At 41.4% G+C, this 10,119-nt stretch carries 11 protein-coding genes; all 11 read right to left on the bottom strand.

Annotated features, from left to right (window positions below; all coding sequences use genetic code 11):
• Positions 1 to 1,333: 1,333 nt before the first annotated feature.
• The 11 genes from ACFILY_RS06645 to ACFILY_RS06595 all read right to left on the bottom strand — a co-directional run bounded on the left by ACFILY_RS06645 (position 1,334) and on the right by ACFILY_RS06595 (position 10,002).
• Positions 1,334 to 2,338, bottom strand: coding sequence for a phage tail protein (locus ACFILY_RS06645; protein WP_375637713.1), 1,005 nt, complete (start codon positions 2,336 to 2,338; stop codon positions 1,334 to 1,336).
• Positions 2,335 to 3,474, bottom strand: coding sequence for a tail fiber domain-containing protein (locus tag ACFILY_RS06640; RefSeq protein WP_375637712.1), 1,140 nt, complete (start codon positions 3,472 to 3,474; stop codon positions 2,335 to 2,337). Before ACFILY_RS06640 ends, ACFILY_RS06645 begins: the two co-directional genes overlap by 4 nt.
• On the bottom strand, positions 3,471 to 3,953 hold the full coding sequence (locus tag ACFILY_RS06635; protein WP_273791308.1) for a hypothetical protein: 483 nt from the start codon (positions 3,951 to 3,953) through the stop codon (positions 3,471 to 3,473). Before ACFILY_RS06635 ends, ACFILY_RS06640 begins: the two co-directional genes overlap by 4 nt.
• A 315-nt stretch (positions 3,954 to 4,268) precedes the next feature.
• On the bottom strand, positions 4,269 to 5,732 hold the full coding sequence (locus tag ACFILY_RS06630) for a hypothetical protein (RefSeq protein WP_273791307.1): 1,464 nt from the start codon (positions 5,730 to 5,732) through the stop codon (positions 4,269 to 4,271).
• A 79-nt stretch (positions 5,733 to 5,811) separates the two neighbouring features.
• On the bottom strand, positions 5,812 to 5,946 hold the full coding sequence (locus tag ACFILY_RS06625; protein WP_273791306.1) for a hypothetical protein: 135 nt from the start codon (positions 5,944 to 5,946) through the stop codon (positions 5,812 to 5,814).
• The gene (locus ACFILY_RS06620; RefSeq protein WP_375673302.1) at positions 5,933 to 6,244 is read right to left on the bottom strand and encodes a hypothetical protein; all 312 of its coding nucleotides are present in this window, start codon (positions 6,242 to 6,244) and stop codon (positions 5,933 to 5,935) included. The genes ACFILY_RS06625 and ACFILY_RS06620 overlap by 14 nt, the downstream gene beginning before the upstream one ends.
• Positions 6,245 to 6,265: 21 nt before the next feature.
• Entirely contained in the window at positions 6,266 to 6,961 is a 696-nt protein-coding gene (locus ACFILY_RS06615; RefSeq protein WP_375673300.1) for a hypothetical protein, read from the bottom strand.
• An 83-nt stretch (positions 6,962 to 7,044) separates the two neighbouring features.
• Positions 7,045 to 8,163 (bottom strand): N4-gp56 family major capsid protein, encoded by a 1,119-nt coding sequence (locus ACFILY_RS06610; protein ID WP_375659705.1) that lies wholly within the window; start codon positions 8,161 to 8,163, stop codon positions 7,045 to 7,047.
• Positions 8,164 to 8,665: 502 nt separating this feature from the next.
• Positions 8,666 to 9,439: a hypothetical protein gene (locus ACFILY_RS06605; protein ID WP_375637709.1), complete on the bottom strand. Its 774-nt coding sequence runs from the start codon at positions 9,437 to 9,439 to the stop codon at positions 8,666 to 8,668.
• Between the two features lie 93 nt (positions 9,440 to 9,532).
• Positions 9,533 to 9,712 (bottom strand): hypothetical protein, encoded by a 180-nt coding sequence (locus ACFILY_RS06600; RefSeq protein ID WP_375664173.1) that lies wholly within the window; start codon positions 9,710 to 9,712, stop codon positions 9,533 to 9,535.
• 134 nt (positions 9,713 to 9,846) lie between these two features.
• Positions 9,847 to 10,002 (bottom strand): hypothetical protein, encoded by a 156-nt coding sequence (locus ACFILY_RS06595; protein ID WP_375637708.1) that lies wholly within the window; start codon positions 10,000 to 10,002, stop codon positions 9,847 to 9,849.
• Between the last annotated feature and the right edge of the window lie 117 nt (positions 10,003 to 10,119).

Below are 10,119 nucleotides of genomic sequence, written 5' to 3'. Positions count from 1 at the left end.
GACAATCTCAGACAATCTCAGACAATCTCAGACAATCTCAGACAATCTCAGACAATCTCAGACAATCTCAGACAATCTCAGACAATCATATGAAAAGCTTTTGAAAAAAATTTCCTCATCAAAAATTTTTACAAGGTATTTTTTTAGATTATATTCTGTTTTCCACCTAAAATGTTGATTTTATCACCTGAAACCAAAGAGAAATGCATGTCACCTTGCACGCTGTGTCAGCTTTCCCCAAAAGGACAAAGCCCACACCGGTCTTTAAATAATGGCAATCAATAAACAATGGTTTGTAAACAATCTGGCTTCTTATCTAACAGATTTGACTTGGCTTCCCCCTGCAAATGCATCCTTGTAATGTATCCCCTGTCCAGAGTTACTCTACAAAAAAACGCTGCTTTAGGAATACACACAGACGAAAAACACCCCATGCATAAAATTTTAACCGCATCTCAAACAATGGTATTTTACAACACAACGGGATAAACTATTGTCTTATAGATTTTCTCGTATCACTCTCATCCCGTTTCAAGAAGTTGCCTGATAAGCACAAAATGCCATCTCAGAGGGTTCAATGCCTCACCATGTACTACAACGCATCGCCAACCTGCTGCTCTTGCCAACAGTGCACCCATTTTGAAAACAAAGAGCCCTTTTTTCCTACACGCTTTGCCAAAAAAGAAAGCGCTCCATTTTGCCTTTTCTCGCTTTAAATAAACATATCCGTTGACCTCTTTCCACCACCTAAAAGGACGAAGATTTTAGCCCACATCGGTTTGTAAACAATCCAACTCTTCTGAAAGGATTCCGTCTGCTGCTCACTTATATGATTCACTTGCATAATACTTAACCAAGCAAATCCTTCTCTAAACAATTGCTAATGTATTAAATACTTTAAGCTATCTTACTGATATAACCACCTTCAATAATAGTGTTTTAATGACGGTGTTTTACGGTATAATAGGATAAATTTTACCCATGGTTTTTTTGTCATCGCACAGCAGCGCTTTAACCCCAGCACTTGAAATAATGGATCACGACACCACAAGAGAGAGGCATTTGGGATAAAATCTTTATTCCTCAGTAAAAAACGCCATGAATAAAGAAAGTTTTTTTGTTCTCCCTCTACCTTCAATAATCACTGTCTTGATCCTCTAAAGAACAATAGGCAAACTGACCTTTAGACATCCAACAAAGGCAGCACAAAAAATAAAGAGAGTTAAGTTTTTTCTAAAGCGCCTCAAAACTTTCTGCACAATATATTCAATAAGACTTTTTTTCATAACAAACATTTTAGCATTTTTATCTTTCTCTCACACAGCTTTCATTCTCAGGCTTTGACAGCATAAACCACCGCCATATTGACGGGGCGTGTTTCATCCCCCCCTGTTTTTTGCAACAAGACCTTATGTTCATGCTCTCCCGCAGCCTTCGTTAACCGATCTTTATTGTAAACTTGAGCCAGATGTCTATAATACTCACCGTGATTCATATCCCAAACTACTTCGTCAATCATTGGATAACTATGCTGGTGGTTACCTGTTGAATCTGTTTTTCCCTCATGGGTATGGGATTGAAAAGACTCTTCTTGTCGGCTTCCCAAGCGACGTCCTTTATCAATTTCTTTTCCACTATCGAGCCCCCGTAAAAACATTCCACGCAAATCGGGAACATTGAATGTTGTTCTCCCGTCTCCTTTTCCCCATGTTTCTCCCAGAACAGCAAAGAGATTAGCATAGTTCCTTCGCGAATATTCTTTACCATCACACAGTAACCATCCAGAGGGTATTTTTTCTGTAGCAAAAGTCCCGATAAATCCAGAAGAAAAAGTTTCAGGCAAAGGAGGAAAGGGCGGAATTTCAGGAAGTTTTATAGTAGGATTGGTTAAAAACCAGCCATCAGCATTTTTTCCGGCAATATCACGCGTATAGACGATCTCATAAAGCCCCCCTTTTTGAATTTCCCCGCCCTTTAAAGGCATAATACCCTCTGGCGTTGCCATATAAGTTGGTCTTGGCGGCAATTGATTTAAAGAAATATTTGTTATTCCTCTGTTGACGCCTTGTGCTTTAAAGCGCACAACAATGCCATCCATATAAGTCTCAAAAAAAGACTTTGTTGCCAAACGAAGTGACGTTCTCTCATTTTTCACATCGACAGTAAACTGTGTTTCAATCACGCCCCCATTATCCAACAAATATTCTTTGATGCGTTGCATCATAGCGCGAGCACTATCATTGACTGTGCTTGGCGGTTGCCCTTCTGCCCAGTTTATATTCTCGTCGACATAAGCATTTTCTGATGCAACAATTGACCAATCATAAATCGAGCTCATAGAAGATACTCTTTATTCAAAAAGGGAAAACGAGCAAAAAATGAAGAAAAGAAAGCCGCAATTTTATTTTTAGATGCCGGTATTTTCTCCATTTTCATTTTTTCCATTTTCAGGCCTATTTTGTCATAATCAACATGCAATAATTTTGTTTTCGCATTGACATAAACAGCTTCAGGGTTCACACGCAACACGTCTTGCGCCATAACGCCCTGATAACGTTGTGGATTTCCCTTATAATTAAAGGTATAAAGTGGATATCCCTTTTTCTGCCCCACAGGGATAATATTTTCTTTTGCTCTCACATCACAAAGCCCTAAAATTCCTCCGACCAATCCAAGCACTTGCTGCGCATCACGCAATGGATCTTTTGTCACAGAAGGCATTGTCGTGGATTTTCCGGAAGTCGTTCCGTAATTTCCAGCAGCCTGTGTCCCTACCTGTAACAAGCTTTGCAATCGGTTCCAATCTTGATTATCTTTTTCTGACCATTTTTGGCGTTCAGCATCTAAGACATTTTGGCGGTTTATATCTTGAATCATGCCCCCTTTCAAAGCATTGCTTTGCACGTTACTCTGTCCTTGATAATAGCTATTTGCCGCATTAACTTGATCATTCTGAGAGCGATCAATCATCTGGTTTGCATTCATCATATTGTTAATATCTTGATTATATTGCTGTGCTGCAGCATTTGTTGCCAAGGCGCCTAACTCATCGGCCAGCACACCAGTATGAGCCCCAGAGCCATAACGTCCTGCTCCCGACATCGATTGATTAATTGCATCGGACGTTTTATTCAGAGCATTTTGCAATGCAGTATTAAATTTACTATTGCTTCCAATCCAGCTTCCCTTAGCCATACCGGAAAGATTTGTAGCGCTGTTGGTTGGTGCATTCAACCATTGCGTTACCGTTGGATTGTTATAGAGCCCTGCTGCTTGTTGTAAACCGGTCAGCGCATTTTTTGTCATATTGCTAAGACCAGCGACTCTGTCTCCCTGATAAACGTTTCCGCCAATTCCTTTATTATAAAGTCCAAGTGCATCAGCACTGGCTTGTTTAAGAATATCAGCCGCCCAAGCAGGTGGAGCATTTGTTTGTGTTGTTGTCTGCACTTGAGGTGTGGTTTTTCTACTCATGGGTTCAGAACCTTTCTATATTGAATAAGATTACGAGAATATCCGTGATGAGCGAGCTTTTTCGCCCATCCAGTTCTTCCAAACATGTGCATTTCTTCAGCATTAATTGTTCGCGCCCATTTTTCGACTTCATCAATCAATTTGACCAATTTCAGCCCTCCCTCTCCAGCAAGATCAGAGAGAACGACGCATTTTTTTCCCGTATGGGTTATTTCAACTTTGGTAATTGCAAAAGCACTAAATTGGATTTTATTTTTTAAGACCAGCCACAATTGTGCTTGTCCTGTAGCGATTTCTTCAGCAATTTTTTCCAGACAAACATCATCCGGAAAGCGCTGAACATATTTTTTCAATGCAGCATTGAGAGCCTCTTGATAGGGAGCTATTTTTTCCCATGGCCACTGCTCTGTCAGATGAGCAGAATATAAATCTTGACTCTCTTGTATCATAATTTTAGCTCTTTTAGCTTTGTCACTCATCTCCCCTCAAATAACATCCCCCTACGCATTTCACGCATTCCATGCCCCCCGCACAATAAAAGAAAAAAGCCCCATCATCCCTTTGTCACAACAAAGAGGGAACTTTTTTCTTTATAAAAATAAACCATGGTGCAGCCTATTTTTCCTTTATCGCAGAAAAGCATGAAACATAACGCACCACCTTGTTCTTCATATTATAAAGACACAGCTTATCGCATTGTGCCTTTGTTTATAAAGGTTTGGGAAGCCTATGGGGCATTTGTTCTTTAATAATAGAGGCTTGAGCCTATCGCATGATATTACAAAAGGGCATGCCTATCGCATGCCGGCCCGCGTCAATTCCACATCAAATCCAGTGACATGAGTCCAATTCACCCCTTCAGGAATACGCAATTTAAAGCGATAAAACCGTGCCCTTGCACGACAGTGAATTTGTCCAGTATTATAAGAAGGCTGTTTTTCTGGCAACCAAACAGTTTCCTCTTCAAGAGATTGTCGAAAGCGCATTCCCACAGACAAATAAAACTTTCCACTATTGACTTGAGGCATAATATTTTTCACCCGTGTTATCATGCCATTTGTCTGCCCCATTTCTTGTGATGTCACGACACAAGCCATAGGACCCCCAGAAAACGAACCCAGTCTCCCCTGTTGATCAAATGCCCCCAGAATAGGCGATTCATTTTTCCAAGCTTTACTATCGAGAGAAAAGGACAAATCGTCAATATTCTTAGTCACAAAATCAAGACCTTCTAGGGTTGTTCCTGCTAAGAAAATAGGCAATATCATTTTGATATCGACGAGAGCTTTTGTCCATTTTTGCAATCCCCAATCATAAATGAGCAAGATACGTTTATGAAGGTTCTCATCAGAATCAACCATCCAATAAACACGATTATACACCCCATCGATAGCAGCAGACAGAGTGTACAGATTATCCTTCCTTGATTTTGCGGTCATCGTTCGATCGACTTTTTCGAACCCAATGGGTATAATCTGTCCCTCATTTGTTATTTGATAAAACCCGCCCTCATCGGCAAAGAATGCTAAATCGCCTCTACAAACAATTGATTCAGCATTTTTTGCGCCTCGTTTATCGTGGATTTTTTGGAAACTAAAAATAATCTTAGAGCCAGGAATAAAAGAACCAGCATAGATTGCAGAACGCATAAAGATAATTGGATTTGTTGTCTCCGTTGCCCCTTGGACGAATCCGCCATCAGGAAAATCTTGATAATCACAACTTTTTTTTCCCACGGTCCAAAATTCAGCATCATTTAATCCAGACCAATGAACCCGTCTTGGATACTCAGTTAATTTCATCAAACAAACGAAATCTCCCCAGATTCGAACAATCCCTGCCTGTGGTGGATTTCCTCCTAAATTTCTAAATGTTTTATCATGATTAATATCAATCACTTGTGGTTTATCATTGGCATTCACAGCAATGATAAAATCACCAAACAAAGCAAAAGACCACGGAGCATCAACATTAGCCAGATAAGATTTTCCTTTTTGGCTAATATCTTTCCAGTTCATTGTTGTATTATCAAGTAAGTAGATTTTATCTCTTGTCCCGACAATAATAGAAACCCCATTTTTTGTTTTAACCGCAAGAGTGCCTAAGATTGGCTCCGGACAAGGCTCTGATAAAGGTTCAAAACTTGGCATAGGGATATAGGAGCCATCCGCCGGGAGCACATTAACAAGTTCATCGGTAAAAATTCCATTGATATCCGCCACATCGGGTCGATAATCAGCGATTGGGAAAAAAGCCATCAAGACCCCCATAAAATCTTTGAAGAGCCCAGTGCCATTCAAAACACCAAGGCTTATTGATAAAAAACCACAAAAGCCCTTAAAACTCTAAAGGCATAAAATTCAACAAAATAAACAACCTTAGATTGTTTAAAGCACCAAAAAAAACGATCCCATAAATAATGGCCACCCCAACGCCATCCACCAGCGCCAAACCAAAATCAACTGCCCGCAATCACCCCCCCCCCACAATGACGGGGGAAAGAGCCATCAAGAGCCCCCCCCATAAAATCTTTGAAAAGCTCAGTGCCATTCAAAATACCAAGGCTTATTGATAAAAAAACCACAAAAGCCCTTAAAACTCTAAAGGCATAAAATTCAACAAAATAAACAACCTCAAGTTGTTTAACGCACCAAAAAAAAACGATACCATAAATAATGGCCACCCCAACGCCATCCACCAGCCCTTCACCATCAACACCCAACGCGCAAATCCAGCCATCAGTGCCAAACCAACCTTCAACACCAGCCATAAACGATTTGAAATGAACTTTTTAAAAACGCATTGGGCGAATCTTTGAAGAACCTTTTCGGCGCGATGTTTCAATGCGCAAAGCTTGAAGCTGTTCTTGAAAATCTCTGAAAGAAACGGCGGCATATTCAGGATCTTTAAGGATATTTTTATAAAGTTCATATTTTGCCCGTGCTTTAATAAGATCAAAAGCATAAATCAACCAAGGGTTATCATCCTCTTGCAGCTGTTCATCAGCAAAATGAACAGGAGCATAAGAAAGCTGTACAGTTTCCACATGTTCTGGTGTTGGAAAGAGTCCTATTTTTTGATCAAGGCACGTATAAAAGAATGGCGTTCCTAGCGCAGGATGCATACCATATTGTTGATGCAACACTTCCAAGGGCTTAAAGAACAACTTTGTTGGTGTTGCATTCTTTGTTGCTAAAAAGACGCTCTTCAAACTCTTTTCTGATTCAATAAAAACCCCCTCTTCTTGCCCATACCATGTTTTACCACTTTGTGTTTTAAACGTCCTTTCTCTTTTTTCATTAAAGAAAAAGGGTTCGCGTTCACACAAACGCAAAGCCGTAAAAATTGAATCTTGAATTTGCAGGGAATATTCCGCTGTTGTATCATCAATTTCATCTTGAATAAGCGCGACCATATAAGCAAAAGTTTTAGAATGGTCTGAATGTGTAAGGTTTAGATTTTGGGGATCAGAGGATAAAGTGGTCATAAGCCTGTCCTTGTTTCTGGAAGCATTTTAAATTTTTCCCCCAACAGATCCCTCTTGTTGGGGGAAGAGAGCAAACATTCGCTTTAAGCGGGTGCTCCATAAGTTGGGATGACAATAGTGCCAAAATCCTGAGCCCCTTGCGTACTCCCTGGCAAGGTAAAGCAAGTTTTTTTCATACCAATAATGGTTTTGGCCGCAACCCCGAATTCTCTTTCATAGTCGAAGAGTTCTTCCACCAATTTATAGCGTGTCGCCCCTCGATCTTTACCAAAAGCAATCACAGCACTCTGCGCACCAAGCAGAACAGCCCGCCGCACATTTGGCACAGCTTTATTAGCGGTTCCAGCTTCGACCCCTTCGGTAATATGTTCAGCTTCGCGCAAAACCACACCATTATACATGCCCAAAGATCCATCATAGAGCGGATTTTTGATACGACTTCCACTATAGATTGCCTTAGTAATGTCGAGCCATTGCCCCGCATCTGTATTGGTTCGCAATTGCGTCACTTGGGTTGGATGTAGATAAAGCACATAGACATTTTCCCCATCGATCCGCACGGGTCTAATTTTAGGATTTGCCAATTTAGCCCGTTCGACAGCTTTATCAATCAAGCTGAGATCAAAAAAATCGCCTTCTTGTAAGTCCTCATCTTTTGCTTTATCGTTAGGACGTACCACGCGTTTATTGGTTGGTGCCGTTGGCGCATTAAACCCATAATGAACAGGTTTAAGGGTAATCGTGCGTCCTTCAAAGTTAATTGTTTTTGCGGTATAACCACACACTTGAATGAAGAACATCATACTCAGACGATCTGCATACCAATCAACCAAACCATTTTTTGCCTCGGTGCGCAAATCATGGAGAATTCGTTGTTGATCAATCGTTCCCTCATTTTTGACACGCACAGCATGAACGAGTTCATTAATTGCCAAGCGATCATTGAGAAACTGTAAAGCTTCTTCATTGCCTTCCAATGTCTGCCCTTCACTCACCCCATCGCCTAGCAACTGCACACGCAAATTAAAGCTAATAGCATCCCCACTTGCTTTCGTGGTTTCATCTTTTAATTGTACGATACTGTTTGAATCATTTCCAATCAACGGTGCAATCGGAAGTGCTTTTGAGACTTCTTGGTTTAGTAATTTAGACCATGTGCGCACTGCCATTGGGTCATTAAGTCCGATATAAGTTACAGTCATTTTGTCCTCTAAAAGTTTTATTGACATAAAAAACCCGGCAAAGCGCCGGTTGTTAAAACACCACATTTCATTTCAAATGGTGAATAGGTTGTTTGTGAGTTTTATCTAATTTCTGTTAGCGTCTGCCTCCCCCTTATAAGAGCTCTCCTCACCACATCCGTGCTGTGAGAAATCCCCCCGCATTCTCCTGCGCTAAAAGCCTCTTAACGTTCCCGCAAAAAACACTCCCCCGCATTCTCCTGCGCCAAAAGCCTCTTAACGTTCCCGCAAAAAACACTCCCCCGCATTCTCCTGCGCCAAAAGCCTCTTAACATTCCCGCAAAAAACACTCCCCCGCATTCTTCTGCGCCAAAAGCCTCTTAACGTTCCCGCAAAAAACACTCTCCCGCATTCTCCTGCGCTAAAAGCCTCTTAACATTCCCGCAAAAAACACTCCCCCGCATTCTCCTGCGCCAAAAGCCTCTTAACGTTCCCGAAAAAAACACCTGCCACATTCTTGTTTTTAAAATTCTCTTCCCCCCATTAAACGATTAAAAGCGGCTTTATTTTTAGGATCAGAAACCCAAGCGCTAAACTCTGCTTCTGACATTTTATCAAGCATATCCAAAGAAATCGGCCCATTTGGCGTCAAGCCGTTATAAGCAGCAAGAGTACGTGCAGAATTGTGTCTTTCCTGTAAATTTTCACCCATGTTATTGGGAACATTTGTGTAGCCAATTTTTTGTGCAATAGAGTAAATCACTTCAGCCGGATTTTGATTTTTTTGCGCACAATCGCGCAAGATCTGCTTCAATTCATCACCAATCAACGCATCAATATTTTTGGGATCTGCCATCTCAGGATAGAGCGAAGCACAAGCTGCCAATTGTTTAGCCCGTGTTTCATAAATAAAATCAGCTGCTTGATCAAAATCATGATGCTTTTGTTTAACACTGGCAACAGACTGCTGAAAAAACGCATGCAACTGTTCTGCTTCGCGAGCAAGAGAAGGTTGTTGTTTTTCATGTACAAGCCCTTGTTTTTGGAGTGTTTTTCCCAACCATTGCATATAGCCCATAAAGTCTTTTTGCGGATCTGGCGCAGCATCTTCGCCCCCTTGAACCTCTTTTCCAGCTTTTTGCGAAGAGTCCTGTTGTTGAAGCATTTGCCCTTGAAAATTATCTTCAAGAGTTTTTTCTTCTCTTCCAATTTCACCATTTTCTCCCTCTTGTGTTGAGACCAGAAAATCTTGTTTCAATTGGTTTTGTTCTGCCGGCGTTAAGTGTTCTTGATCCATGACATTAGCCTTCTCTTTTTTTTAACAATAAAATAAAATTTTTCAGATAAAACAGCCCCATAAGCACTTATCCCCTCAATGCTCTCTCATCATTTAGCACCAGCATTCCCCACCATGTTCACCCCACATGACGGCAAGCCTCCCTCTCCACCCTACTTTTCCCAACAGTCCTGCCCTATAAAACAGGTCTTTTAAGAAAAGGGAGCCCATTGCACTACGAAAATCGATAAGCCCATTCTGCGCCCACCATTCCCCACCATGTTCACCCCACATGACGGGCAAGACTCCCTCTCTACCTTGCGTTCCCCCAACAACACTGCCCTACAAAACAGTTCTTTTAAGAAAAGGGAGCCCATGCACTATGGAAATCGATAAGCCCATTCTGCGCCCACCATCCCCCACCATGTTCACCCCACATGACGGCAAGCCTCCCTCTCTACCTTGCGTTCCCCCAACAACACTGCCCTATAAAACAGGTCTTTTAAGAAAAGGGAGCCCATTGCACTACGAAAATCGATAAGCCCATTCTGCGCCCACCATTCCCCACCATGTTCACCCCACATGACGGGCAAGACTCCCTCTCTACCTTGCGTTCCCCCAACAACACTGCCCTACAAAACAGTTCTTTTAAGAAAAGGGAGCCCATGCACTACGAAAATCGATAAGCAATTTATGATATA

It is taken from the genome of Bartonella sp. CL25QHWL (assembly GCF_042195335.1).
Classification (GTDB): domain Bacteria; phylum Pseudomonadota; class Alphaproteobacteria; order Rhizobiales; family Rhizobiaceae; genus Bartonella.
This window is presented reverse-complemented; position numbering and strand designations above follow the sequence as displayed.